This is a genomic window from Streptomyces sp. NPDC020681, assembly GCF_044334895.1.
GTDB lineage: Bacteria > Actinomycetota > Actinomycetes > Streptomycetales > Streptomycetaceae > Streptomyces.
Genome location: NZ_JBIRTX010000003.1, coordinates 269,751 through 295,800, shown reverse-complemented (window position 1 = coordinate 295,800; position 26,050 = coordinate 269,751). Strand labels below are relative to the sequence as shown.

Genomic DNA, 26,050 nt, shown 5'->3' with positions numbered 1-26,050 from the left:
CAGCCATGCCCGGATCGCCTCCGGCACGCACCGCACGCTTCCGACTCAGAGCCGTGACCGCCTTCGCCCTCCTGGCGGCCCTCCTGTTCGGCGCCGCGCTTCCGGGCGCCGAGCCCGCAGAGGCGGCGACGTATGTCCCGATCTCCGGCGCCGGATCCACCTGGAGCCAGAACGCCATCGAACAGTGGCGGGCCAACGTCAAGCAGTACGGCATGACGGTGAACTACAACGGCACCGGGTCCTCCGACGGCCGCAACCAGTTCCGCAACGGCACCGTGGACTACGGCGTCTCCGAAATCCCGTACGGCATCAAGGACTCGGGCGTCGTCGACCCGCCGCCGTCCCGCAAGTACGCCTACATGCCGATCGTGGCCGGCGGCACCTCCTTCATGTACAACCTCAAGATCGGCAACAAGCGGGTGACCAACCTCCGGCTGTCCGGAGACGTCATCGCCAAGATGTTCACCGGCCAGATCAAGACGTGGAACGACCCGGCGATCAAGGCCGACAACCCGGCGCTCGCCTCGGCGCTGCCCGCCCGGCGGGTCGTGCCCGTGGTGCGTTCCGACGGATCGGGCACCACCGCGCAGTTCACCACCTGGATGAGCAAGCAGTACGGCTCGATGTGGGACGCGTACTGCCGCCGGGCCGGCCGGACCACCACTCCCTGCGGTCCGACGTCGACCTACCCGGTCGCGCCGGGCAGCGGTTTCATCGGACAGGCGGGCTCCAACGGAGTGTCCGGCTATGTCGCCCAGGCGGGCAACGTCGGCACGATCACCTACGTCGAGTACTCCTACGCCGTGTACACGACCGGCTTCCCGGTCGCCAAGGTGCTCAACAAGGCCGGGTACTACACCGAGCCGACGGCCAAGAACGTGGCGGTGGCCCTCACCAAGGCGCGCATCAACGAGAACACCTCCTCGCCGAGCTATCTCACGCAGATCCTCGACGACGTCTACAACGACCGTGATCCGCGCGTCTATCCGCTCTCCAGCTACAGCTACATGGTCATCCCCACCGCACTGGAGTCGAACTTCAACGCCCAGAAGGGCAAGACGCTCGGGGCGTTCTCGTACTACTTCCTCTGCCAGGGGCAGCAGCACGTCGACAACCTCGGCTACTCGCCACTGCCCATCAACCTCGTGCAGGCCGGGCTGAAGCAGGTCCGCAGGATCCCCGGCGTAGACGTCGAGAAGATCAACATCAAGGACTGCCGCAACCCCACCTTCTCCAGCGACGGCAGCAACACCCTTGCCAAGACCGCCCCTTACCCGGCCGCCTGCGACAAGAAGGGTGCGACGCAGTGCTCCACCGGCACGGGCGGCGCGAAGGCCCCGACCACCATCAATGGAGGCGGCGGCGGAAACGGTAACGGCTCCGGTTCCACGGGCGGTTCCTCCGGATCAGGCCAGGGCACGACGGGCGGCGGCGGTGCCGCGGCCGGCGGCTCGTCATCAGGTGCGGGCGGCAAGGGCGCGGGCGGTGCCACGGCCGGCGCAACCGGCGGTGCCGCGACCGGCGGACCCGGGACCACGATCGACCCGGACACCGGCCAGGTCATCGGCGCCAATGGCGCGGGGGGCGGCGACGGCGGGGTCGACGCGTTCGCCGTGCCCGTCACCACGTCCCGGAGCATCGGGGGCGGCATGCGGACCGCGCTGATGGTGGTGGCCGGTGTGCTGCTGGTTGCCGTGACGGTCGGACCTCCGCTGCTGAACAGAAGGCTGAAGCGGGGCGCGTCATGATCGCGGCGCTCCGCCGGTTCCTCCGTACGACGACCGTCGTCGCACTCGTCCTGCTCACCGCGGTGTCCGCCGCCGTCGCCGTGACCATGGCCACCCGGCCGGCCGACGCCGCCGACCAGAGCTCCGGGTCCGCGGTGACCGTCTCCGGACGCGGCCCGTTCGGGAACCTGAAGGTGACCGTCAGTCAGACCCGGAACCTGGTCAACCAGGTGGTCAAGGTCTCCTGGCAGGGCGGCTCGCCCACGGACTCGGACACCTCCTACGCGGCCAACTACCTCCAGGTCATGCAGTGCTGGGGCGACAAGGCCAGTGGGCCGGACCCGGAGCAGTGCCAGTTCGGCGGCTCGTCCGCGCTCGGCGCGGGCGCGGGCAGCCAGGCCGCCGGCGCTTACACCAACACCCGGCAGCTGACCTACGGCGGGCTGAAGGACCCGGAGCAGCCGCTGCCGCCGGCGACCGGCACCGGCATCTCGTACGTCCCGTTCAAGTCCGCGACGGGGGAGGTGATCACGAAGGGGAACTGGAACGAGTTCTACGACGTGAACACCACCAACGAAGTCCCGTACGCCCGCAGCGGCCCCGACGGCAAGGGCGAGGTCTACTTCGAGGCCCAGTCCGGGCTGGAAGCGCCGGGACTGGGCTGCGGCGAGGTCCCGGCCGGGTCCTCGACCCCGGCGTCCGGCCGCCCCTGCTGGCTGGTTGTCGTGCCGCGCGGCGAGAGCGAGGTGGACGGCGGCTCGTACCGCGCGCAGCCCAGCGGGCTGCTCCAGTCCTCGCCGCTCACCGCGAGCAACTGGAAGCACCGGCTGGTCGTGCCGCTGCGCTTCGAACCGATGGGCCGCTTCTGCCCGATCGGCGCGGACGAACGCAGCACGCTCGGCCACGAGATCGTCGCCGAGGCCATCTCCCGCTGGCAGCCCGCGCTGTGCCAGACCGGCGGCAAGACGATCTACGGCTACGCACAGGTCACCGACGACACCGCCCGCGCGAAGCTGGTCTCCGGCTCGCCCGGACTGGTCTTCCTCGGCCGCCCGGCCACCGGGGACCAAGTGCCGCCGGGCCAGAGCCCCGTCTACGCGCCGGTGGCGCTGTCCGGGCTGACCATCGGCTTCTTCATCGAGAGCCAGTCCGGCTTCAACGCGCCCGCAGAGGTCAAGGCACGCGACGGAGCACGGCTGACCGGGCTCAACCTGACCCCGAGACTGGTCGCCAAGCTGCTCACCGAGTCGTACCAGGACGGCAATTCGCGCTTCGCGCCGAGCACCGAGAACAACCCGTTCAACCTGGGACACGACCCCGAGTTCCGGAAGCACAACCCCGCATACAAGGACCTGGACTTCGGCGGCAACCTCGGCGACGCGCTGGTGTCCGAGGCGCTGTCCGACGCGGCGTGGCAGCTGTGGGGCTGGGTGGGCCAGGACCCGGCCGCCCGGGAGTTCCTCAGCGGGACGGCCGACAACCAGGGCAAGTACGGCGACGCCGCTTTCTCCGGCATGAAGGTCAATCCGCACTACCGCAACATCGAACTGCCGCTGAACCACTTCCCCAAGAGCGACCCGTTCTGCCAGCAGTTCAAGGACCACCCGGACCACCCGCTGTGCATCCAGGACAAGCACCCGTACGCCTCCGACATGCACGCCGCCGCCCGCGCGGCAGCCCGTGGCGACACGCTCGCCCGGGCCAGCTGGGACAACACGACCATTCCGCCCGGCTACAAGAAGAACCCGCCGCAGACCACCGGCGAGCGCGCCGTCCTCGCCGTGACCGACACGGCGACGGCAGCCCGTTACGGCCTGGTGACGGCGAAACTCCAGAACGCGGCGGGACGCTTCGTCGGCCCCGACACCGCCGGCCTTCTCGCCGGCCAGGCCACCATGAAGCCCAGCGGCGTCGGCGGAGTGGCGAGCCCCGACCCGGCCACCAAGGACCGGAACGCCTACCCGCTCACCCTCCTCACCTATGCCGCGACCGTGCCCGAGAAGCTCACCAAGAAGGAGGGCCAGGACTACGCGGCGCTCCTGAAGTACGCGGCGGGCAACGGCCAGACTCCCGGCGTGGCCGCCGGCACCCTCCCCGAGGGGTACGCGCCGCTGCCGCAGAAGGTGCGCGCCCAGACCCGCGCCGCTGCCGACGCCATCGCGACCCGGGCGGGCACCTCGCCGTCCGGTCCCGGCCCCGGCGGCGACCCGGGCGGCTCCACCGCCGGCTCGGGTACGAGCTCGGGTTCGGACACGTCGGGGGGCGGCGGCACGGTCTCGGGCGGCGCAGGTGACGCGAGCGGCGGGGGCGGCGGAACGGCGGGTGCTCAGTCGGGCCCGGCGGGCAGCACGTCGGGCGCGTCCCCGTCGGCGACCGCCACACCGTCCGGCTCGCCGTCGTCGGCCGCGCCCGCCGCGGCCGACGGCCCCACCATCCGCACTCCGGCCTGGGCGCTCGGCGCTGTGCGCTACGCCCTCCTGACCGCTCTGATCGTCGGCCTCGCGGCCGCGGCCTGCGGCCCCGTACTTCCGAGGGTGGTGCCGCAGTTGTCGGCACAGCTCGCCGCCTGGCGCGCCGGGGCCGGCAGGCCCCGCAACGAAGGGAGGTGATGCCCGGACTCGACACATCGAGATATCGCCACATCGACAGGTCCGCGCCAACGAACTGTCCGAACGTCGCGCCGGGCACCACCCGGCGAAAGCCTATCCGAGAGGTAACGCACGTGAACAAGAGAAAGATTGCCGTCGCCGCCGTCGGCATCACCGGTCTTCTCACCGGCACCGTCTGCGCCAGCCAGGCCGTCGCCGACCCGTCCGGCCCGCCGCCCTACCGTCAGCTGTCCGGTGTCGGCTCCGACACCACGCAGGACGTGATGAACGGACTGGCCCAAGCCATCACCATCGGCGGCCAGAAGGTCATCGGCTCGTACGACGCCACCGGCTCGGCGCAGATCACCACCAAGGACCCCGCCACCACCCCGGGCTGCACGATCAACCGCCCGAACGGATCGGGCGCCGGGCGCACCGCGCTGCTGAACTCCCTCCAGGCCGCCAACGGCTGCCTGGACTTCGCCCGCTCCTCCAGCCTCAACCTGGCCGCGGCGGCCCCCGGCCTGACCTATGTCCCGTTCGCCGTGGACGCGGTCAGCTACTCGATCACGCCGACCAGCACCGTCCCGCGCAAGCTGTCGCTGGCCGACCTGAAGGCGATCTACCACTGCGACCCCAACTATGTGGGCACCGCGCCGAACTTCAGCCTCACCGTCTACCTGCCGCAGGCGGGCTCGGGCACCCGTAGCTTCTGGGAGTCCCAGATGGGCATCACGGACGCCGACGTGGTCGCCGGCGTCTACCCCTGCATCAAGGACACCAAGAGCGGAGCGCCGGTCCAGGAGCACGACGGCCGCGTCCTCGACGACAAGTCGATCGTCCCGTTCTCCATCGCGCAGTACAACTCGCAGGCCACGCAGACCATCGCGGACCTGCGCGGACGCGCGATCCTCGGCACCATCGACGGCCTCGCGCCCAACACGCTGAACAGCAACTTCGGTGTGAAGCGCGACGTCTACAACGTCGTCCCGACCAGCAAGATCGGGACCGCGCCGTACAGCTCCGTCTTCGTCGGCTCGAACTCCCTCGTCTGCCAGCAGACGGCCGTGATCAACACCTACGGCTTCGCGGTCAACCCGAACTGCGGCGACACCAGCAAGCAGACCCCCTGACGCTGCCGCCGCTCCTTCAGCCACAGCGCCTCAAGGACCTGTAGCGCAGCACCTGTAGCGCCCAACCCCCCATGCGTCACTCATCGCTCTTTCGACATCCTTCCAAGAAGGAGAGCACGACTGTGTGGAAGAACACTCTCTCGCGGAGCCTGGCGGGCGGTCTCGCGAGCCTGGTGGCCCTGCTGGCGGGCGGCCTGATCCTGGCCCCCTCGGCGCACGCCGCCGACATCGGAACCGCGGCCGTCACTCCGGCGACCGGCTCCGACACCTCCAGCATGTCGCTGACCACGTCGGGCCCCTGCCCGGCGAACGCCACCAACGTCATCGTCTCGGTGACCGGTTCGGGCTTCCCGGCCGGCGGCCAGAACGTGGTCGGCAACTCGCCGATCGACACCTACGCGTCGACCCCGGACGGCGGGCTCATCATCCCGCTCTCCCAGACCATGCGTGACTACGCCAACACCGCCGGGTTCACCAACCTCACCGGCAAGTACACCTTCCAGGTCACCTGCCGCACCGCCTTCAACGGCACCAGCCTCGGCGACTTCCCGGGCGCGGTCTGGTTCACCTCCAACACGGCGTACCAGAACACCGACCCGGCCGTGAAGATCGACACCACCACCTCCCTCGCGGTGTCCCCGGCCAGCCCGGCCACCCAGGGCACGCCGGTCACGCTGACCGCGACCGTCGGCCCGGCCGGCGCCGCGGGCACCGTGCAGTTCAAGGACAACGGCGCCGCGCTCGGCAGCCCGGTGAACGTCTCCGGCGGCCAGGCGCAGCTCACCACCAGCACCCTGGGCGCGGGCAACCACGCGCTGACGGCCGACTTCACGCCGTCGGGCACCGCCTACAACGCGTCCGCGTCCACCGCGGTCGCGTACACGGTCAACGCCGCCCCGGCGACGGCGACCACGACCGCGCTGGCCGTCTCGCCGGCCGGCAACGCTGCCCAGTTCAGCCCGGTCAGCATGTCGGCCACGGTGGCGCCCGCCTCGGCGGCCGGTTCCGTGAAGTTCCAGGACACCGTGGGCGGCACCACCACCACGCTCGGCACGGTGCCGGTCGCGGCCGGTCAGGCCGCCTTCACCACCAGCAGCCTGGCCCCCGGCGACCACACCTTCTCGGCGACGTTCGTCCCGGCGAACCCCGCCGCGTTCCTTCCCTCCGCCTCCGGCCAGGTCGCGTATGTGATCGGTGCCTTCGAGGGCGTCACCGCCTCGCAGGACATCACCACGACCGTCGAGGCCGGTGCGCTGGTTATCAGCGTCGACAACCCGCACGTCACCCTGCCGTCGCCGGTGCTCAACGCCAACGCCGACCTGCTCTCCACCACGGGCGCGATCAACCCGGTCACGCTCACCGACACCCGCGCCGGTAACCCGGGCTGGTCCGTCAGCGGTCAGGTCACCGACTTCTCCGACGGCGGCACCCACCTGATCAACGGTCAGAACCTCGGCTGGACGCCGAAGGTCATCGACAAGGGCGCGTCGCAGACCGTCACCGCCGGTGCGGCCGTCGCCGCAGCGAACGGTGCCGCGGCCACGGACGCGGGCACGGCCGGACTCAAGTCCTCCCGTTCCCTCGCCAACGGCACCGGCCTGGGCACCGCCCACTTCGGCGCCGACCTGGCACTCAACGCGCCGACCTCGACGGTGGCGGGCACGTACACCGCCACGCTCACCCTGACGGCCATCTGACCCGGTCGGATGGTCAACGGGGCGGCCCCACCCTCAGGTAGATCCGCCCCAGGGCCGGGACGGGCAGCGATGCCCGTCCCGGCCCATGCCCCAAGCCTTTCCGGGGTGTCTCAGCCCGTCCCGCGCCCGAAGGACGACCCGACATGATCACGACCTCAGCCCGCCGCATCGCAGCCGTCCTGGCCGCGTGCCTCCTCGCCGTACTCCCGGCCACGGCCGGAGCCGCGTCGGCCGCCACCCCGGCCCCGGCCGGCCGGCCGGCCGACGGCGGACAGGGACGTACCACCTTCGGCGTCCAGCCCTCCTCCGCGAAGAAGGCCGACGCGCGGCCGCACTTCTCGTACGGAGCGACCCCGGGGGCCGTCGTCAAGGACCACATCGCCGTCTTCAACTACGCCAAGGAGCCGCTGACGCTGCGGGTGTACGCGGGCGACGCGTTCACCACCGCCGACGGCGGCTTCGACCTGTTCGCGGCGAAGCACAAGTCCACCGACGTGGGCTCCTGGGTGAAGCTCGGCAAGAACGTGCTGAGCGTGCCCGGCCGTTCGCATGTCATCGTGCCCTTCACTCTGAGCGTCCCCGCGGGCGCGACGCCCGGTGATCACACCGGCGGCATCGTCGCCTCGCTGTCGGCCGTACGCACCGACAAGAAGGGCAGCAAGGTCGCCGTCGACCAGCGCGTGGGAGCCCGGATCTATCTGCGGGTGGCCGGTGACCTCAAGGCCCGGCTCGCCGTCGAGGACCTGAACACCAGCTACCACGGCACCGCCAACCCCTTCGGCACCGGCTCCGCGACGATCACGTACACCGTGCGCAACACGGGCAATGTGCGGCTGGCCGCTCACCAAGTGGTGCGCGTGCGCGACCTGTTCGGCGGTGGCGCGAAGGTCTCCGGAGTCCGCGACCTCACGGAACTGCTGCCCGGCGACGCCGTGAAGGTGACGGCCACGGCCACGGGCGTGCTGCCCGCGATGCGCGACACCACGACGGTCCTGGTCGACCCGAAGCCGGTACGCGGCGACATCAAGCACCGGGTGCTGCCACGGGTCACCCTGGTCCAGGACTTCTGGGCGGTGCCGTGGGTGCTGCTCGCTGTGGTGCTTCTCGCCTGCGCGGCCCTGACATGGCGGATCGTGCGCAGGCGTCGGCGGCGGGCGCCACGAGCCGACGCGCAGATGCGCGTGGGCGCCGCGGCGGTGTCGAAGCAGGCTGTCGGCCTGGCGGCGATGCTGCTGGCGGCGGGTGCCGCGGTGGTGGGTACGCCGGGCGAAGCGGAGGCCGCGGAGGCCGGGGGACTCGGTGTCCTGCCCGGCAAGGGAAGCGCCACGCAGCCCATCACCCTCACCGCTTCCGCGGCCTGCCCGGCGAAGACGACGAACGTCATCGCCCGCGTCAAGGGAGCGGGCTTCCCGCGCGACGGCCAGATCGTCGTCGGCAACGCGCCGCTGACCACATACCCGAAGGCCCCGGGCGGCGGCCTGACCATCCCGCTGACGTACACGATGCGGGACTACGCGAGCACGGCGGGCTTCACCACACTCCGCGGCACCTACACCTTCACGGTCAGCTGCCTCAAGGGCGCGTTCGACCTGACGAGCCTGCGGGACTTCACCGGGTCCCTGCGGTTCACCGCGAACGACGCGTACCGGGACGGTACGCAGGTCGCCACCGTGAAGGCACCGGCACCGGCCCCGGGCGCGCAGGCGCCGGGGTCAGCAGAGCAGCCCGTACCGCCGACCGTGTCGGGGGGCGGTACGGGCGCAGGTCCCGACGAGGCGGCCGCGAGCGGGGGAGGGGCGGCATCCAACGCGCCCACTCAGGGAGCGGCAGCCGCACAGCCGCCCGCCCCCGCCGCTGCCGCCCAGGACTCCAACACCTCGCTCGTCGCCTGGTCGGTGGCCGGTTTCGCCGTCGGCCTGCTCGCACTCCTCGCGGGCATCGCGCACTGGGTGCGCGGCCGCCGGGCCCGCGCCGCCGCCCAATCCTCCTGATCCATCAGCCTGTTCCATCACTCCAGGGAGAGAACCGTGTCCAACAACCGCAAGCCCCGCACCCTGATATCCCGCCCGGCCGCCGTCCTCGTCGGATCGCTGCTCGCGGCGTCCGGCGCGGTGGGCCTGCTCGCCGCGACCGCCGCGCACGCCGAGGTCGTCGGCACGATGGAGGTGACCCCGGCCACCGGCGCGGACACCACCGGGATGTCGCTGACCACGTCGAAGGCGTGCCCGGAGGCGGCCACCAATGTCATCGTCTCGGTGAAGGGCTCGGGCTTCCCGGCCGACGGCCAGAACGTGGTCGGCAACTCGCCGATCGGCACGTACGGTTCGACGCCGGAAGGCGGCATCGTGGTCCCGCTCTCCGAGACGATGCGGAACTACGCGAGCACGGCGGGCTTCACCACGCTCCAGGGCCGCTACGACTTCACGCTGACCTGCCGTACCGCCTTCAACGGCACCAGCCTCGGCGACTTCACCGCGCCCATCTGGTTCACCTCGAACACCACGTACCGGAACACCGACCCCGCGGGCCCCAGCACCCCGCCGAGCTCCCCGACCCCTTCCACCTCCGCGACCCCGTCTCCCACGGACACGGCGTCGCCGACGGACAGCGCATCGCCGACCGACACGGCGTCCCCGACGGACACCGCCATCCCCACGGACACCGCGTCGCCGACGGACTCCGTCTCGCCGACCGACACGGCGTCGCCGACGGACGGCGCGGCCGCGGCCGGCGGTTCGCAGGGCATCTCGACCGAGGTGAGCGGCGGTTCGAGCGGTGGCGGCGGCAAGGGCTCGCTCGCGGCCACCGGCGCCGACGTGGCGATGATCGGCGCGGTCTCGGCCCTTCTCCTCCTCGGCGGCGTCACGGTCGTACGCCGGGCCCGCCGGCGCGACGAGTTCACCGACACGCTGACCGACACCCGGAACGTCTGAGCCGGAAAGAGACCCTTCTGATGAAGCTCACGACTGTACGCAGCTCGCTCTCGGTCGCTCTGGCGTCCGTGCTCGCCGTCGGCGCGCTCGCGTTCGGCACCACCGGCGCGCAGGCCGATGTCCTCGGCCCGATGGAGGTGACCCCGGCCACCGGCGCGGACACCACCGGTATCTCGCTGACCACGGCCGCGCCCTGCCCGGCCGAGGCGACCAACCTCATTGTCTCCGTGGCGGGTTCGGGCTTCCCGGCCGAGGGCCAGATCGTGGTCAGCAACTCGCCGGTCGACACGTACGCCACGTCACCGTCCGGCGGGATCGTGGTGCCACTGACGCAGACGATGCGGGACTACGCGAGCACGGCGGGCTTCACCACGCTCCAGGGCCGCTACGACTTCACGCTGACCTGCCGGGCGGCCTTCGGCTCGACGACGTACGGCGACTTCACCGCCCCGGTCTGGTTCACCTCGAACACGGCGTACCAGAGCACCGCGCCCGCCGCCGCGACCAGCACCACTCTCGGGACGGCCCCGGCGAGCCCGGTGGTCCAGGGCGCGTCGGTGAAGCTGACCGCGACCATCGCCCCGGCGGAAGCGGCCGGTTCGGTCCGCTTCCTGGACGGTGCTACCCAGCTCGGCACCCCGGTCGCCGTCTCGGCGGGTACGGCATCCCTCACGACCAGCGCTCTGGCGGTCGGAAGCCACGCCCTGAAGGCGGAGTTCACGCCCGCCGACCCGTTGGCGTACGGCTCGTCGGCCTCCACCGCGCTGCCCTTCACGGTCAAGATCAAGCCCCCGGCCGTGGTCACCGCGGCGAAGGTGACCGGCACGCTGAAGGTCGGCTACACGGCGACCTGCGCGGTGACCTTCAGCGGCGCGACGTCCACCACGTATGTCTGGCTCCGCGACACCGCGGTGATCAGCGGCGCGACGGCCCGTACGCGCCCGCTCGTCGCCGCCGACTACCAGCACAAGACCTCGTGCCGCGCGACCGGTACCAACACCACGGGCAGTACGGCATCGACCAGCCCGTCCGTCTCGGTGGCGGCGGGCAACCCGCTCCGTAACGTCACGCGCCCGACGATCGTCGGCACCGCCCGCGTCGGCTACCGCCAGACCGCCAGGCCCGGCACGTGGACCCCGGCGGCCACGACGTACGCCTACACCTGGAAGCGCGACGGCCGGACGATCAGCGGTGCGACACGGGCGACGTACTACCCGACGGCGGCCGACCGGCGGCACCTGCTCACCGTCACCATCACCGCGAAGCGCCCGGGCTACCAGTGGGCCTACGCCACGTCGTTGTCGCGGAGAATCGGATGACACCGCCGACGGCCCTCGCCGAGGTCGAACTCACGGAGCCCGAGACGAAGGAGGCGGCGGGCACCCCGTCGCCTCGCCCGACCGCGGGCCCGGGACTCCGCATCGCCAGTGCTGCGCTGAGCATCCTGGCGGCCCTGCTGCTCGGATTTGTCGTCGACGTCGGCCTCGTCGGCGACCTCCGGCACGCCCGCGACCGCCAGGTCGACTACGCCGGTTTCCGGCTGGAGCTCGCCAACGGAACGGCCCCGGTGGGCCGTTCGGCGGGCGGCGGCGTCGCGCCGGAGCCCGGCGCTCCGGTGGCGCTGCTCGAGATCCCCGTACTCCAGCTCCGCGAAGTCGTCCGCGAGGGCACCGCATCGGAGGACCTGGCCAGGGGCGCGGGCCACCGTCGCGACACCACGCTGCCCGGCCAGGCCGGAGTCAGCGTGATCATGGCCCGCCAGGCGGCGTACGGCGGCCCGTTCCGGCGGCTGCGCGATCTGACGGCGGGGGACAGGTTCTCCGTCACGACGGGCCAGGGAAAGCACACGTACCAGGTGATCGGCCCCCGCCGCGCCGGCGACATCCAGCCGCCGGCGCCGGCCGCGGGCCGCGGGCGGGTCACTCTCATCACCGCCGACGGGAGGCCGTTCATGCCCCGGGGCATCCTGCGGGTGGACGCGGACCTGGTCTCGGCGGTCCAGCCGACACCACCGCCCTCGGTCCCGCTGGGCGCGCTGCCCGCGGACGAGCAGCCGATGGCCATGCAGCACACGGCCTGGCTGCCCCTGGTCCTGTGGGCCCAGGCTCTGGTCCTCGCGGCCGGGGCGCTGGCTTGGGCGCACGCGCGGTGGGGCCGTCGCCACGCGTGGGTGGTCGGCGTGCCGCTGCTGGGAGCGCTGGGCCTGGCAACTGCGGACCAAGCGGCGCTTCTGCTCCCCAACCTCCTCTAAGGACACCCGTGACCAACTCACCTTCTCAGCCTGAGACAACCCTCCTCCTCCCGCGGCAAACGGACCCGTCCGGTACCTCTGGCGCGACGCTGGAGGCCCGCCGCATCTCGGCCTGGTTCGGCGATCACAAGGTCCTCGACCGGGTGTCGCTCACCATGCCGTCGAGCCTGGTCACGGCCCTCATCGGCCCTTCGGGCTGCGGCAAGTCGACGTTCCTGCGCATCCTCAACCGCATGCACGAGCTGATCCCGTCCGCCTCTTTGGCGGGCGAGGTCCTGATCGAAGGCCAGGACGTCTACGCCCCCGGCCAACGCCTGACGGAGGCGCGCCGCCAGATCGGCATGGTCTTCCAGAAGCCGAACCCGTTCCCGGCGATGTCCATCTACGACAACGTCACCGCGGGCCTGAAGCTCACCGGCATCCGCCTCGGCGGCGCCGCCAAGGACGACCTCGTACAGGAATGCCTCACCAAGGCCGGCCTCTGGAAAGAGGTCCACACCCGCCTCCGCCAACCGGGCGGCGCCCTCTCCGGCGGCCAACAACAACGCCTCTGCATCGCCCGCTCGCTGGCCGTCCGCCCGAAGGTCCTCCTGATGGACGAGCCGTGCTCGGCCCTGGACCCCACGTCCACGCGCCGCATCGAGGAAACGATCCGCGAACTGGCCCACGAGGTCACGATCGTGATCGTCACCCACAACATGCAGCAGGCGGCACGGGTCTCGGACCAGTGCGCGTTCTTCCTCGCGGAACAGGGCACGCCGGGGGCGATCGTCGAACACGGCCCGACGGATGCGATGTTCTCGGCTCCGTCGGATCCGCGGACGTCGGACTACGTGGAGGGGCGGTTCGGATAGGGCGTCAACCCGAAACGCCGCCGACGCCGCCGTCAGCCGGTCCGCGGTCGATTCGACCACCTGCAGCAGGAGCCGCGCCTGAGGCTGGGCCATCCGCAGCACGACCCGCCAGAGCAGCGTGGGCCCGCGTCAGCTGCCGGCAGCTCGAGGCACGGACGACGCAGTTCCCGGAACTCTCCACGCCTCGGCCCGACCTGGTGGATAGTGAGGCCGCGCCGTTCGCTATGCCTTGCTGAGGGGGGAGTGGCCATGGACTCGCAACTGGTCCTTACGGCGCTGGGAGCCGTTGCGAGCCTGGCAGGCGGCTACTACGCATGGCGCGCACTCGACGCCCCCGCCGTCGCCGCGTCCCAGACGCGCTTCCGGGAGCAACGGACCGGCATCAGCGACCGGTTCGGGGAACTGTGCGAGGTGTCCGCGGACATGCACATCGCCGCACGCCCGTCGCTGGCGCGCATCGGCTCCACCGCCCTGCTGTGGGAGGACGCGATGCGGCCGCCCGCTCCCGTACCGCTGGATCGCGTGCGCCTGACGTGGGACACGGCGAGCCCTCCGCAGAACCCGAAGCTGCTGAAGGCCGCGCGACACGTGCTTCCGAAGGCGGCCAAGCGGACACGCTACAAACGCTATTCACTGGCCATGGGTGACCTGGCACGGCCCTCGCTCTTCGAGGACCGCTTCTCCTTCCGCCTGGTGAGCGCCGACTGGAATGCCCCGCAGGGCCCGAGCCTCGTCTTCGGCGGCGGCCAGTACTTCGACCTCGTCGACCAGAACGAAGCTGTCGCGCACGAACTCGCCGTGGCGACGGGCAAGTCGCTGCGGCAGCCTTCATGGCGACGCGTGCCCATGCGCGCCGCGCTCAAGCGCGATCCGCTCTCACTCGGGAAACGCGTGGTCCTCCCGGCCATCGCCACGCTGACGGTGAGGCGCACGCCCGACGGGCAGGGCACGTTCTTTCTCCTCCACAGAGGAGTGGGCCAGGTGGCGACCGGCGGAGGCGTGTACGGCCCGATACCCGCCGGGATGCACCAGCCGGCCTCTCTCTCGCCGCTCGGGTATCGCCGAGACCTCCCGCTGTGGCGCACCATCATGCGCGAGTACAACGAAGAACTGCTCGGTGCTCCGGAAGCGGCCGGAGCCGGCGGCCAGGAGGTCGACTACACGGCACCTCCGTACGGCGCGCTCGACAGCGCACTCGCTGAAGGCAGCCTGCGCGTCTGGTGCTTCGGCATGGGCCTCGAACCGCTCAATCTGGCCGTATGCCTGCTGACCGTCGCCGTGTTCGAGTCTGCCGTCTTCGACACGATCTTTGCCGAGGCCGTCCTCGTGAATGAGGAAGGCATCCTCGTCAGCGGTCCCCGTCAAGGGGCTGAAATCCCCGGTCTGCCGCTGAGCGAGGAGGCGATCCGGGATCTTCACTCATCGCGGATTGCTCCGCCCGCCGCAGGCCTGCTCCACTTGGCACTGGAGCACAAAGACCTGCTCCTCGGCACCGCTAGCCCCTGAGCACCAGCAGTCCCGCCCTCCGTCCCGCGCCTCATCAAATCCCGCTACGCACTGATGATCATCCTGAGGTACAACTGTGCGAAGGCGAGCGGTCATTCGCGTCCGCACTGCCGGAAACGGGAGGGGATGCGTGTGAGTGGCGGGCTGCTGCCCCATGTGAAGGTCATAGCCGAGGGCATGATCCGGGCTTCGATGGGGCTGGCCACCGACGTGATGACGGGTGCCCGCGACACCACCATCGCCGTGTCCCATGAGCTGGATCGGCAGCATGGGATGGCCGGCGACGATGACGCGGGCCGCGACTTCGCGAAGGTCTACAATTCGGCCGCCTCCACCACGCTCGATCAGATGGGCTTCAGCTCCTATCTGTTGGGTGAGTCCGGCAGAGGGCTGATGCGTACGGCACGCGAGTTCATGGCCACGGAGAGCAGCGTCGTATCAGCCATCCTGGGCAAGCAGGTCGATCTGACGGCGGGTATGGGCGATCCGGGGGCGGACTGTCCTGAGAACTACCTGGGGCTCGGGCAGGAGCTGCCCGAGGTGGTGGGTGAGACTTCCGGGCTCGAGCGGTACGGAGGGAATGGCCGGTTCCGTGGATCGCCGGAGAAACTGCGGGATGTGGCCGGCTCGTGGCGGCACGCCGGGAAGCTGATGCTGCGCTTCCTCCAGGATGCCCAGGCTTTCGCGTCGACGGCCGACAAGGCACATTCCGGTGAGGCCGCGGACGCTTTCCGGGAGTACTTCAACATGTGCGTGGGCAGGACCTGTCCTCCGGAGCGTGCCCAGGCGGACGAACCGCTGGTGACCAATCTGGTCGCGGCCTGCAACCAGCTTGCCAAGGCATGCGATCGCTATGCCGAGCACGTCGAAGCGGCCAAGAAGCAGATCCAGCAGAACAAGTTGGACCTGTTCCATGTGGAAATGCCGTGGGATGCGCCGAGGTTCGGCGGTAACGGGGACGACGGCGGTCTACGGGACGCCGTGCTGGAGGATCCTTGGATTCGCCAACTCGGCGACGTCGCCAACGCCCTCGACGTAGCGGAAGGACGCGTGAAGCTGCCCGAGGGCTCGGGCGACCCTCGCGGCCCCGGCATACCTTTCCTGCCTCCGCTGATTCGCGTACCGGTCCCCGTACCGCTGGTACTTGCCGCCTACGCCGGACAGCCAGGCATCGTCCCGATGGGCAGCGGCTACGACGCGACGCTCAATCGCGACCCCTTGCCGCCCGACCCCGGCACCACCCGCATCCTCAGCGCCGGCGAACAGGCCACCTTCCGTACGTGGGTCAACTCCCTGCCGCCCGGAGGCTTTGCCGGCGGCGGTGGCCCGGCCCACCCGGACAACGCCTATCAGATGCGTGTGGCCGGCTACCCGGAGCGTGAGGTTCCGCTGCCCGCCGCGGCGACCGGAGCGAGCGGCAGAGGTCTCATGGTCGACGGCATGCGCCCCATGGACGGCTACGCGATCGAGGCGAAGCACGTGCGTGAACCCGACTGCAAAAAGACCTTCCGGGACCTGGACCAGGTCGACAAGACCCTCGGCACCCCGCCCAAGATCGACGAGAACGGAAAAGTAAAGTTCGACCCGCACCGTGACGGCATGTACGTGAAGGACGCGAACGAATTGGCGCGCTATCGCGCAGCGCTCGCCGATCCACGTAATTCCGAAATACGCGGCTTCGAGATCATCACGAACGACAAGCGATCCGCTCCCTATTGGCAGAGCATGATGGCCATGAGCGGAGTGACAGGCACCGCACGCTACGTGCCGTAGAAGTACGGAGACACGATGACGGACTCAACCGACTCAACCGACTCGACGGACTCAGCGGACTCGACGGACGCAGACGCGCTCAGGACGACGTTCAGTTTCGCTCCGCCGGTCGACGACGCCGCGGCCTGGCGTCTTCGGCTCGACGACCTCGCCGCGAAGATCGTCGAAGCCTTCCCCGGAGCATCCACCTCCCTGGGCGGAGACCTCGGCCCGCGCTCGGCCGATGCCTTGTCCTTCGAAGTGCCACTGGGCGAGGGGGTGTGGCTGGAAGGGCTGGCCACCACCCCGTACCCCGAAGTCGGTTCGGTCATGGTGATGCAGGCATCGGCAGTCGAGGCCGCACGTTTCGCCGCCTGGTTGCGCGACTCGTACGTCCCCTCTCCCGACCTGGTCAATTTCACCAGCGAATTGGCGCTCAACAACGGCGACGACGCCTATTGGGTTCTCCCGCCGACCGGAAGCGTCGATGAGATCGCCCAGACGCTCCAGCAGCACATCGACGCGACCGATCGTTCCTGAATCGCAGGCAGAGGCGACAAGCGCCGCCGACCACGGCAAAGGCACGAGGCGGCTGCCCCCGCGGGCGACCCGCCCCGCCGTTCGGCGGGTGATTCCCGCCGAACGGCGCGTACCCGGCCCCTTCCTCGCCGGGCACCATGAACGCACTGGCCACACCGCCGTGACCGTGACGCGAGGAGTTCCCATGCCCACTGAGTCGACGACCTCCGCGGCAGAGGCCGACGCTGACGCCGACGACGTTCCCGCCGCCGGTCGCGCGTATCCGCCGCCGCCCTTCGACCCCGAGCTCGCGGCGGCACTCGAACTGGTTGCGGAGCAGATTCCGCCCGGTTTCCCGCCCGAGGCGATCCCCGCGATGCGGGAGGGCTCGCGCGAGTACCAGGTTTCGGACGAGGAGCTGGCCAGGGGCGAGGTCTTCCAGGTCGAGGAGCGGGCGGTGCCGGGACCCGATGGGGCGCCGGAGATCTCGTTGCTGATCTGCAGGCCGACGGGTGTGCGCGGACCGGTGCCGGCCGTGTACTTCACCCACGGCGGCGGGATGATCGTCGGCGACAACCGGATGGGTGTGACCGAGGCGCTCGACTGGGCGGAGGCGCTCGGGCTGGCGGTGGTGTCGGTGGAGTACCGGCTCGCGCCGGAGCACCCGCATCCCGCGCCGGTCGAGGATTGCTACGCGGGTCTCGTATGGACTGCCGAGAACGCCGAGGAGTTCGGGATCGACCCCGGACGCATCCTCGTCGCCGGGGAGAGCGCCGGTGGCGGACTGGCCGCGGCCCTTGCCCTGCTGGCCCGGGACCGTGGCGGGCCGGACCTGATCGGGCAGCTGCTGATGTGTCCGATGCTGGACGACCGCAACGACTCCGTGTCCGCCCGGCAGATGGCCGGTCGCGGCGTCTGGGACCGTACGGCCAACGAGACCGGGTGGGGCGCGCTGCTCGGGGAGGCGCGTGGCGGGGCCGACGTCTCGCCGTACGCGGCCCCGGCCCGGGCCACCGACCTGTCCGCGCTGCCTCCCGCCTTCATCGACGTGGGCTCGGCGGAGACGTTCCGCGACGAGGACGTCGCGTACGCCAACCGCCTGTGGCAGGCGGGCGGCAGCGCCGAACTCCATGTCTGGCCGGGTGGCTTTCACGGCTTCGACCTGTTCGCCCCACAGGCAGCGCTCTCCCAGGAGTCCCGGGCGGCCCGGCTGCGCTGGCTGCGACGGCTCCTGGGCTCCTGACCGGCCACTCCTTCCCCGAGCCGAGGAAACTCGACGCTTGGCAGGGCGGGCCTCCGGTCGCAGGATGGTGATGTGAAAGAACTGGCAGGCCGGCTCGCCGCGCTCGACCCGGACGCGGGTGCCGCGCTGCAGGTCATCGCGTACTTCGACCGCCTGATGGAGAGCCGGGCCGGCCTTGAGTCTCTGGTGCGCGGTGCCGCCGTTCTGTCCGGCTGCGCGGCCCGGCTGGTCGATGAGCGGCGAGGCGTACGCGTCCGGGTCGAACCGGACGGGCGGCGCGACGACTCCGGTGGGCCCATCGACCCGGCCTGGCCGTGGGCGCCGCTGGAACCAGCCGCCTCGGCGGTTAGGGACACCGCCCCAGGCACCGCACCGGTCACCGCCGCGGATGCCTCGGGCGTTCTCTGGCTCGAGCGAACCGGACCGCCGGACGGTGTGCACGCCATGATCCTGGAGCGGGCGGCGCGCGCAGTACGGGCCGTCATGGACCGGACGCGCGGGTCGGCGTCGCCTGTCGTACCCGCTCGCGACCCCGCGTTGGTCGAGGTGGTACTGGACGCATCCGCGCCGTTGGCCGCGCGGATGCATGCGGCGGCTCAACTAGGACTGAAGCAGGGGAGGTTGGTGCGGGCGGTGGCGCTTCACGGTGGCGGAGCGGAGCTGGCTCCCGCCGGACAGCCCGTCCCCGACGCGCGGCAGGTCGGCGTGCGGCAGGTCGACGTACGACAGGTCGACGTACGAAGGGCCGGTGCGCGTCGCGTCGGCGTCGGACCGGCCGTGGAGCCGGCCGAACTGCCGCAGTCGTGGGCGGCCGCCCGGACCGCACTCCGGCTGACCGCCGAGGGCACGGCACAGGATCCCGGTCCGCGCACGGTGTACGCCGAGGAACTGGGCGCTCTTGCGCTGCTCGCGGCCGCCGTCGGCCCGGACACGCCGCCGATCCCCGACCTTCTCGCCGTGGAACGCGTGATCGCGGAGGCACCGTGGGCGGCCGCGACGCTCCACGCCGTGGCCTCGTCGCCGAGCCTTCGGGCCGCGGCCAACGAACTGACGGTTCACCACTCGACGCTGCAGGAGCGTCTGGCGCAAGCCGAACACATCCTCGGCTGGGACGTGCACTCTCCTCAAGGGAGGCTGCGACTGCACCTGGCTCTTGCGGTACGGAAGTTGCAGCGGACCGCGCCGGGCCCGAACGCCGAAATCGCTCAGCAGACCTGAGTACTTCATGTGACGCGGGGGCACGCCTGCCTCCCCGTCGTTTCAAGTCGCAGCCTCCGCCCGCACCGCTCCCGTTCATCACCCGTGGGCACGAAGCAGGCATGCATTGCTGCCTCTCGGCCCTCGCACCCGCACTGCTTCGGACCCTCTTCCCAGCTGCCCATCGCAGTACGGCACAGGCACGCCACGCCCGCTACTCCCGCGATCCCGACGCCATAGCCGCCGTCAATCTGGAACTGGTCACTCTCACCGAGGACCGTGCCGTCATCACCTGGCACACCGGCGTGCCAGGCAGCGACGACGGGCTCGGCCGCATGCTCCCCGCCGTGACCGAGGGGGAAGTCGTGTACGGAACCCATCCCGCCCGGCTGAACCGCACCGCCGCCGAAGGCAGCCACACCGCCTACCACTATGTGGAGTTGACCGATCTGGAACCCGGTCAGACGTACTACTACCAGGCCCGCTCCCGGGGTTCGGCGGCCACGCCCACACCACTGCACCTCGTGAAGGGCAACGCCGTGGGAACCTCCCTCCACGGCTTCGGCTCGCGCGGCGGCCCTTACTCCTTCACGACGCCGCAGCCTCCACCGGGCCGCCATCTGCTGTCGATCGCGCTCTGCAACGACCTGCACCTCGGTGAGACCACCGCGGGCCTTGTGGCCGGTGTCCCACTGCTGCGCGGCGTCTCGCAGCGGCTCGGCCTCGCCCCGTATCCGGAGATCATGGGCAGGGCTCTGGTCGCCGAGGCTCACCGACGCGGGGCCCGCCATCTGCTGGCCGCGGGGGACATCTCGGCCGGCGGCGCACCACGGGACCTGGGCGAGGCCAAGCAGATCCTGGACGGGTTCGGCACGCACGGGCAGGACTACTTCGTCGTACGCGGAAACCATGACCGCCCCAGGCCGCACAACAGCCAAGGGGCGTTCGGCGACGGATTCCGGGACGGCTTCCTCGGCGGCGACGGGCCCGGCTACTTCGCCCGTGACCTCGGCGGTCTGCGGATCCTCGGACTGGACACGTACGAGAAGCGGGGGAACGGCGGTGACTCGGGCGGACTGTCTGCGGACCAACTGTCGTGGTTTCGAGCCCAGTTGAGGGAGCACAAGGACCAGCCCACCGTGGTCTTCGGGCACCATCCGCTGACCGTACGCAACTCGCCGTTCCCCGTCACGAGCGGGCAGCGCCTCAACCGCCGCCAGGCCCGTACGATCCTCGACGCCTACGCCGCAGCCCCAGGAGTCTTCCTCCACCACGCGGGTCACACCCACCGCAACAAGCGCACCGTCCTTCCGCAGGCGCGGCACGTCACTTTGCAGGAGGTCAGTGCCGTGAAGGAGTATCCCGGCGGCTTCTGTCTGCTGCGGATCCACACGGGCGGCTACGCCCTCAACTACTACAAGACCAGCGGTGGACCGGCCCGGGAATGGAGTGAGCGCAGCAGACATGTGGCGGCGGGGCTGTGGCCGCAGTACGCCCTCGGCCGGTCGGTCTGCGACCGCAACAGCGTCGCTGTGCGCGACCTTTCCGGAATCACTCCGCCCGCATCGCGGCCCGAGCCGGCTTCCGCTCAGAAGTGGCTCGGCACGACCTGGTAGCAGTTGTCGATCGGCACGCCCCAGGGTGTGGTCCAGTTGCCCCACTTGACCTTGGCGTGCTCGATGCCCCAGAGGACCTGGCCGCCGGTGTTCTTGCCGACCTTGCCGTCGACCTGCAGTCCCAGGTTCCCCTGGAAGGCCTTGACCGTACTCAAAGTGTTCCGGCCGAACTCCCCGTCCGGAGCGGTCCAGGTGTTGGGTGACTCCTGGTGATTGCTGATGCCGATCTGGACGCAGTAGACCTTGAAGCCGGTCATTCCGTACCGGATTTCGGGCGCGCTGGGCGAGGCACTCGCGGTGCCGGCCGTTGCGGCCGCCATGGCGCCGGCGAGCGCGACGGTGGTCGCGGCTCGGCGCAGGATGTGACGCATCGAAGTCCCATCTGTGAGTGAGTGAGTGCGGGATCGGAGAGGTGCTTTAGGTCCTGAGTGCTCTCGTGCGAACTTCCGTGCTCTTCAGCGCAGGTAGCCGCAGTTGTTCGGGTCCTGCTCCTCCCACTCCGCGAAGCGGTGCACCATCGCGTCGCGTGTCTGCGGGCCGTAACCGCCGTCCTGCTTGATGCCGTGGATCTGCTGCACACGCCGGACGGCGGCCTGGGTCCTGGGGGAGAGGTGAAGCGGGCTTCAGAGGTGGGGCGGCACGTATCTTGCCAGCGCCGCCACGGGAGCATCAGACTCTGCAAACTGGGTTGAAATGCGCAGGTCGCAAGGGGGAATCCGGTGCTCCGAATCCATTTCACGGACATGGACCTGGTCAGGACCCGCATGGCATCCGTACCGGACCCGCTGTGGGAGATCACGCTCAGCCTGCATCGATTCCAAACGCGACGCGGACGCTGGGCCTACGCCGACTGGCACCGAGAAACCGTGCTGCGCTTGCGCGACCGCGACCTCGGCGCCATGGTGCGCACCCTGCTGCTGCCCGCTTTCCCGCGCGCCTCGTACTTCCCGGACTTCCTCACCCCCAGCGAGGCAAGTGAAGGACTGGACGCGGGTCTTGAGGCCATCCTCGCAGCGCCGCAACGCCAGGTCCTGGCGGAGCTGGGCAGGGTTGCTCACGCTGATCCACACTCGTCGTCGTTACGGGAGCTGGGCGACGCGGAGGGGCGTGCCGTACTGGTCAAGGCGCTGCGGGACTACCACACGGCGGCGATCGCACCGTACGGCGAACACCTCCAGAGCCGGCTCGACAGCGAACGTGCCCTACGCACGCGGGCGCTGCTGGACGGCGGGATCGACGGACTCCTGCACAGCCTCGCGCCGTCCATGAGATGGCGCCCACCGGTCCTGGAGCTCGTCCACCACACCAGCGACGCGGATGTCCACCTCGACGGGCGGGGCCTGACCCTGATCCCCTCCTACTTCTGCTGGCACAGCCCGGTCACCATCGCCGATCCCGACCTGCCACAGGTCCTCGTCTACCCACTGCTCCACCCACCAGCCCAGAACCCGACCGGACCCGACCTCCGACCCTCACTCGGCGCGCTCATCGGCCACAGCCGCGCCGTGATCCTCGCGGGATGCGCGGCCGGCGCGACCTCCTCCGAACTCGCGCGGGCCACCGCCATGTCCGCCGGATCGGTCAGCTTCCACACCCGCGCACTGCGCGAGGCGGGCCTGATCTGCAGCCGGCGCCATGCCGCTACGGTTCTCCACACCCTGACGCCGCTCGGCGCGGCACTGCTCCGCAGGAATCGAGCCCTCCCGGCCCAACCGCCGTAGACGGCGAAGAACGCGGTGACGCATCACAACCTGACAGAAATCTCCACCTGAGTGTCTGTCACCAGGAAGCCGTTTACATCCACCTTGATGACGGACATGAAGTCGTCGCCGTCCACTTGGCGCGCTATGTCGAGCAGGGGCGAGCGATCCGTGGCTGCCAGCACAGCGCCTTCTGTGCCGATTCCATGCAAGCCCATGAACATCAGAAGGGTTCGCGGCTGGGATTGGTAGTGCCGAAACGGATTGGCGGCCTTGATGATCAGTGCGTAGTCGACCACAAGTGCCCCTGAATCGTCATCGTATTCAGGGGCGAAGGTTCGGCCGTTGAGACGTATCGTACGCCCGACCGTATCCAGGGACAGCCCGGGTGGGCTGAGGGAGCGAAACGCTCGAGCGGCCACCACATTTGCTCTTCCGGAGCCGAGGACGATGAGATTTCTTGAGCGGAGTTCGTCGTCGGACACGTCAGTGCTCACGCGAAAATAGTTCTGCGTCCTGAATCTTTGGAGGAGGGCTGTTGCTTTTACCAGCGCTCTGACCTCGCTTGCGCTGCAACGCGGCACATCGTGAATGTGGTTCGCCGCACGCGCGGACAGGATGATCAGGCTCTCGGCTCGAAAGCGTAACGCCTCTGCCCAGATCTTTCTGTAGCGTCTGGCGCGGACTCTCCAGATGGCCACGGCAAGCGCGGCGGCGGCGAGAGAGTACACCAGGCTTGATGCGATTCCGGTGGCTATCGAGGAGAATGCGGCTCCCATTTAAGCTCCCCTAGGCCTGTGACTCACGCAATGGAAGTCTCCCTCATGGCCTGCTTCACCTCTCGCAGGAGGTGAGATGAAAACTCATCGGCTCGTTGTTCCGAGTGGAGCGTTGGGGCATCGACGTAGTATTCCGTACTGTCCAGGATGCAATTGAAGACATCTGGGTCGGGTCCGTAATCGAATCCGTACAGCTTCTGGAATCTGATTCGGGAGTCTTCGTCTTTCCTGTCGACGACGTTCGCATAATATTGCAGGACATGTCGTTCCGTGGCGGCGTGAGACAACCGCGCTTTGAGATACCTTGTTCTTCGGTCGCACGACAGCCAGATCTTGATTACAGAACTGTCGGTGAACCAAGGTAGCGCCCAAGAGTCAAAGACCGTGCAGTCCAGGGTTTCGGCAAGATGGGCCATCTCGGCGTCCAGTCGCCTGTCCGCCTCACTGCGGTCACGTAGTTGAGCCACCGTTTCGAAACCGTCTCCCCAGGTATCGCGGCGCATGCCCAAAGGCACTCCCAGCCCCTCAAGCAGAATCTCGGAAGCCGAAACGTAGTTGAAGCCAAGTTGGCGTGCCAGTTCCAAGCTGAATTTGGTCTTACCGCTCGCAGTCAAGCCTGAAATGACGACGTTCAAGCTGTGGGCTCCTTGGCTTGCTCGCATGTGGCTGCACCACAGTGTGCCCTGCCGTGCCCTGCCTTGCTGGGGGCCAAGTATCAAGTGGTGTGGATGTGTTACACGCATCGCATGACTGTCGCGATCAGCGCGCAGCGACGACAAGAGATGCCGTCGGTCGCCATCGTCTCCATGAGCCGGATCGCGGCGTCGATTCCATCGTCGTCCAGCTCGATGCTTCGGGGGCGGTTCGCAGGGGTGTGGGTCTCGTCGGGCCACCTCCTTGAGTGGAGGACGAGCGCCTTCACTTGGACGACGCTCGTCCAGGCCCGGCAGCCGCCGCGCTACCGCCTGCGCGGCGCTGGACTCTGCACTGTCCGCTGCCGGCGTCGCTCGCGCTGCCCTCGGCATCGCCACCGTCATCGCTGTATTTGACGTAACCGTGATCAGAAACCCACCCGTTCCGCTAACATGTTCGAGCTTGTAATTGATCACGTTGAAATATGACAAATCGGCTGAAAAAAATTGATATCTGTGGTAACGCGAGTGTTTTCGCGAATAGACGGACGCCTTGGGTCGGCTGCATGGCGTCAACCACGCGTCATGCTGTGGGCCGCGGTGGGCGTGGTGGCCCTCGGATTCCTGATCGCACTGGAGATCGCCGCGCGTGGGTACGGCGTGCCGGGGCCGATGACCAACCAGGTGCGCGAGGTGATACTCGCCCCCAAGTCAGGGCCGCTGCTGTACGCCGGTATGGCGTTGATGATGGTGGTGCTCACCTGGCGGCAGCGGTTCGTCGCGATCGGCGCCGCGATCAGCATCGACCTCGTCTTCTGGCTCGTGCGGTGGGCGGTCGGCGCCCAGATGATGGCCGGCAACGGCGCGTTGTGGGTGGTCTTGGCCCATGCCGTCATCGCGGTCACGCGCCGCACCGGCCGGGACCGTGTCCTGCTGCTGAAAGGCGTCGGACTGGGCCTGCTGCTGGTGACCGGCCGCAAGACCGGCGACACCTGGCTGCTGATCACGTCGAAGACACGTCCGATGGTGCTCGACCAGTACATGGCGGCCGCCGATCGCGCGTTGGGCAGCCCGTCGTGGCTGGTGGGCCGGATCGTCGAGGCAACCGGCCCGCTCGGCGCCGACGTTCTTGACTGGGTCTACGTACAGCTCGGGGTGGCCTCGGTCGTCGTCGCGCTGTACCAGTTGCGCAATGTGGGCATCGAGCGCCGCTTCCCGGGCCATCACCTGGTGTGCACGTTCCTGGTCATCGGCCTGCTCGGGCCGGGCATCTACATGCTCTTCCCGGTGGTCGGACCGGTCTTCGCCTACGGTGCCGACGGGGGCACGTGGGCGGTGGCCAATCTGTGGCCGGACACGCCGCCACAGGTCAGCACCCCGCAACTGATGCCCTTCGATGAGATCACCCCGCGAAATTGCATGCCCAGTCTGCACACGGCCTGGGCCACCGCGATCTTCATTCATTCCCGCAAGGGCCCGCGGGCGCTGCGACTCGCGGGCTCGTTCTGGCTGATCGCCACGCTCGCCGCGACGCTGGGCTTCGGCTACCACTACGGCGCGGACATCGTCGCCGGTGTCGTGTTCACGCTCACGATCGAGTTGGCGCTGCGCTCGCTCGACCGCGGCTGGGACCGGCGGGGAATCCAGCTGGTCGTCTACGGCACCGTGGTCTTCGCAGCGTTCCTGGCGTCGTATCGCTATCTGTCGATGGAGATGGCCGAATATCCGTGGGTGTTCGGGCCGTTGCTCATTCTGGCGATGACCTCAGTGATCTACGGCTACATACGGACCACCAAGCTGTGGGAACGGCAGGCCGCGTCGGCACATCTGCCGGAACCGCGACGCGAATCGCAGCCCGAACTGGTGTGAGTCATGTTGCGGCGGGTCGTGGGCTGAGCGCCTCCCGGGTGGGGCCGGGAGTTG

20 protein-coding genes and 1 pseudogene are annotated in these 26,050 nt (G+C 69.6%); 17 read left to right on the top strand and 4 right to left on the bottom strand.

Translation table 11 applies throughout. From position 1 onward, the window contains the following. Window positions 1–53: 53 nt before the first annotated feature. The 15 genes from pstS to ACH4YL_RS08365 all read left to right on the top strand — a co-directional run bounded on the left by pstS (window position 54) and on the right by ACH4YL_RS08365 (window position 21,016). On the top strand, window positions 54–1,748 hold the full coding sequence (gene pstS, locus ACH4YL_RS08435; protein WP_398506057.1) for a phosphate ABC transporter substrate-binding protein PstS: 1,695 nt from the start codon (window positions 54–56) through the stop codon (window positions 1,746–1,748). Beyond that, window positions 1,745–4,336: a hypothetical protein gene (locus ACH4YL_RS08430; RefSeq protein ID WP_398506055.1), complete on the top strand. Its 2,592-nt coding sequence runs from the start codon at window positions 1,745–1,747 to the stop codon at window positions 4,334–4,336. Before pstS ends, ACH4YL_RS08430 begins: the two co-directional genes overlap by 4 nt. A gap of 113 nt (window positions 4,337–4,449) precedes the next feature. Beyond that, window positions 4,450–5,448 (top strand): hypothetical protein, encoded by a 999-nt coding sequence (locus ACH4YL_RS08425; RefSeq protein ID WP_398506053.1) that lies wholly within the window; start codon window positions 4,450–4,452, stop codon window positions 5,446–5,448. Between the two features lie 122 nt (window positions 5,449–5,570). Beyond that, the gene (locus ACH4YL_RS08420) at window positions 5,571–7,145 is read left to right on the top strand and encodes an Ig-like domain-containing protein (protein WP_398506052.1); all 1,575 of its coding nucleotides are present in this window, start codon (window positions 5,571–5,573) and stop codon (window positions 7,143–7,145) included. A 143-nt stretch (window positions 7,146–7,288) separates the two neighbouring features. After that, complete coding sequence (locus tag ACH4YL_RS08415; RefSeq protein ID WP_398506050.1) at window positions 7,289–9,136, top strand: WxL protein peptidoglycan domain-containing protein; 1,848 nt, start codon at window positions 7,289–7,291, stop codon at window positions 9,134–9,136. A gap of 36 nt (window positions 9,137–9,172) precedes the next feature. After that, complete coding sequence (locus ACH4YL_RS08410) at window positions 9,173–10,078, top strand: hypothetical protein (protein WP_398506048.1); 906 nt, start codon at window positions 9,173–9,175, stop codon at window positions 10,076–10,078. Window positions 10,079–10,098: 20 nt separating this feature from the next. Continuing rightward, a complete protein-coding gene (locus tag ACH4YL_RS08405; RefSeq protein WP_398506046.1) occupies window positions 10,099–11,397 on the top strand; it encodes an Ig-like domain-containing protein in 1,299 nt (432 codons plus the stop codon). Further along, a complete protein-coding gene (locus ACH4YL_RS08400) occupies window positions 11,394–12,329 on the top strand; it encodes a sortase (RefSeq protein WP_398506044.1) in 936 nt (311 codons plus the stop codon). Before ACH4YL_RS08405 ends, ACH4YL_RS08400 begins: the two co-directional genes overlap by 4 nt. 89 nt (window positions 12,330–12,418) lie before the next feature. Beyond that, window positions 12,419–13,183, top strand: coding sequence for a phosphate ABC transporter ATP-binding protein (locus tag ACH4YL_RS08395; RefSeq protein WP_398506625.1), 765 nt, complete (start codon window positions 12,419–12,421; stop codon window positions 13,181–13,183). 249 nt (window positions 13,184–13,432) lie between these two features. Further along, entirely contained in the window at window positions 13,433–14,689 is a 1,257-nt protein-coding gene (locus tag ACH4YL_RS08390) for a transcriptional regulator (RefSeq protein WP_398506043.1), read from the top strand. Window positions 14,690–14,821: 132 nt separating this feature from the next. After that, window positions 14,822–16,462, top strand: coding sequence for a restriction endonuclease fold toxin-2 domain-containing protein (locus ACH4YL_RS08385; protein ID WP_398506041.1), 1,641 nt, complete (start codon window positions 14,822–14,824; stop codon window positions 16,460–16,462). Window positions 16,463–16,477: 15 nt separating this feature from the next. Then, a complete protein-coding gene (locus tag ACH4YL_RS08380) occupies window positions 16,478–16,981 on the top strand; it encodes a hypothetical protein (protein WP_398506039.1) in 504 nt (167 codons plus the stop codon). 184 nt (window positions 16,982–17,165) lie between these two features. Continuing rightward, entirely contained in the window at window positions 17,166–18,203 is a 1,038-nt protein-coding gene (locus ACH4YL_RS08375; RefSeq protein WP_398506037.1) for an alpha/beta hydrolase, read from the top strand. Window positions 18,204–18,275: 72 nt separating this feature from the next. Further along, window positions 18,276–19,421 carry a helix-turn-helix domain-containing protein gene (locus ACH4YL_RS08370; protein WP_398506035.1) on the top strand — a complete coding sequence of 382 codons (1,146 nt, stop codon included), beginning with the start codon at window positions 18,276–18,278 and terminating at the stop codon, window positions 19,419–19,421. 101 nt (window positions 19,422–19,522) lie between these two features. Next, entirely contained in the window at window positions 19,523–21,016 is a 1,494-nt protein-coding gene (locus ACH4YL_RS08365; RefSeq protein WP_398506033.1) for a metallophosphoesterase, read from the top strand. On the opposite strand, the gene ACH4YL_RS08360 is transcribed toward ACH4YL_RS08365, so the two are convergent. Together ACH4YL_RS08360 and ACH4YL_RS08355 are read right to left on the bottom strand one after the other, a co-directional pair. Continuing rightward, entirely contained in the window at window positions 20,989–21,387 is a 399-nt protein-coding gene (locus tag ACH4YL_RS08360; protein WP_398506031.1) for a peptidoglycan-binding protein, read from the bottom strand. The two genes, ACH4YL_RS08365 and ACH4YL_RS08360, sit on opposite strands and share 28 nt — an antisense overlap. An 84-nt stretch (window positions 21,388–21,471) precedes the next feature. Next, window positions 21,472–21,612: pseudogene (locus ACH4YL_RS08355) on the bottom strand (peptidoglycan-binding protein); the annotation flags it as partial. Window positions 21,613–21,735: 123 nt separating this feature from the next. Here ACH4YL_RS08355 and ACH4YL_RS08350 point away from each other — a divergent pair. After that, window positions 21,736–22,737: an ArsR/SmtB family transcription factor gene (locus ACH4YL_RS08350; protein ID WP_398506029.1), complete on the top strand. Its 1,002-nt coding sequence runs from the start codon at window positions 21,736–21,738 to the stop codon at window positions 22,735–22,737. A 23-nt stretch (window positions 22,738–22,760) separates the two neighbouring features. On the opposite strand, the gene ACH4YL_RS08345 is transcribed toward ACH4YL_RS08350, so the two are convergent. Further along, window positions 22,761–23,495, bottom strand: a complete 735-nt coding sequence (locus ACH4YL_RS08345) for a hypothetical protein (protein ID WP_398506028.1) — start codon at window positions 23,493–23,495, stop codon at window positions 22,761–22,763. Window positions 23,496–23,518: 23 nt separating this feature from the next. Then, window positions 23,519–24,130, bottom strand: a complete 612-nt coding sequence (locus ACH4YL_RS08340) for a hypothetical protein (RefSeq protein ID WP_398506026.1) — start codon at window positions 24,128–24,130, stop codon at window positions 23,519–23,521. A gap of 582 nt (window positions 24,131–24,712) precedes the next feature. On the opposite strand from ACH4YL_RS08340, the gene ACH4YL_RS08335 reads away from it, so the two are divergent. After that, complete coding sequence (locus ACH4YL_RS08335; RefSeq protein ID WP_398506024.1) at window positions 24,713–25,996, top strand: phosphatase PAP2 family protein; 1,284 nt, start codon at window positions 24,713–24,715, stop codon at window positions 25,994–25,996. The last annotated feature ends 54 nt before the right edge of the window (window positions 25,997–26,050 follow it).

What these genes read in the sequence shown, in the direction of transcription:
- ACH4YL_RS08430 (WP_398506055.1), top strand. Translation starts at nt 1,745, where the DNA reads ATGATCGCGGCGCTCCGCCGGTTCCTCCGTACGACGACCGTCGTCGCA.
- ACH4YL_RS08415 (WP_398506050.1), top strand. Translation starts at nt 7,289, where the DNA reads ATGATCACGACCTCAGCCCGCCGCATCGCAGCCGTCCTGGCCGCGTGC.
- ACH4YL_RS08405 (WP_398506046.1), top strand. Translation starts at nt 10,099, where the DNA reads ATGAAGCTCACGACTGTACGCAGCTCGCTCTCGGTCGCTCTGGCGTCC.
- ACH4YL_RS08400 (WP_398506044.1), top strand. Translation starts at nt 11,394, where the DNA reads ATGACACCGCCGACGGCCCTCGCCGAGGTCGAACTCACGGAGCCCGAG.
- ACH4YL_RS08390 (WP_398506043.1), top strand. Translation starts at nt 13,433, where the DNA reads ATGGACTCGCAACTGGTCCTTACGGCGCTGGGAGCCGTTGCGAGCCTG.
- ACH4YL_RS08380 (WP_398506039.1), top strand. Translation starts at nt 16,478, where the DNA reads ATGACGGACTCAACCGACTCAACCGACTCGACGGACTCAGCGGACTCG.
- ACH4YL_RS08375 (WP_398506037.1), top strand. Translation starts at nt 17,166, where the DNA reads ATGCCCACTGAGTCGACGACCTCCGCGGCAGAGGCCGACGCTGACGCC.
- ACH4YL_RS08365 (WP_398506033.1), top strand. Translation starts at nt 19,523, where the DNA reads ATGCATTGCTGCCTCTCGGCCCTCGCACCCGCACTGCTTCGGACCCTC.
- ACH4YL_RS08360 (WP_398506031.1), bottom strand. Translation starts at nt 21,387, where the DNA reads ATGCGTCACATCCTGCGCCGAGCCGCGACCACCGTCGCGCTCGCCGGC.
- ACH4YL_RS08345 (WP_398506028.1), bottom strand. Translation starts at nt 23,495, where the DNA reads ATGGGAGCCGCATTCTCCTCGATAGCCACCGGAATCGCATCAAGCCTG.
- ACH4YL_RS08335 (WP_398506024.1), top strand. Translation starts at nt 24,713, where the DNA reads ATGCTGTGGGCCGCGGTGGGCGTGGTGGCCCTCGGATTCCTGATCGCA.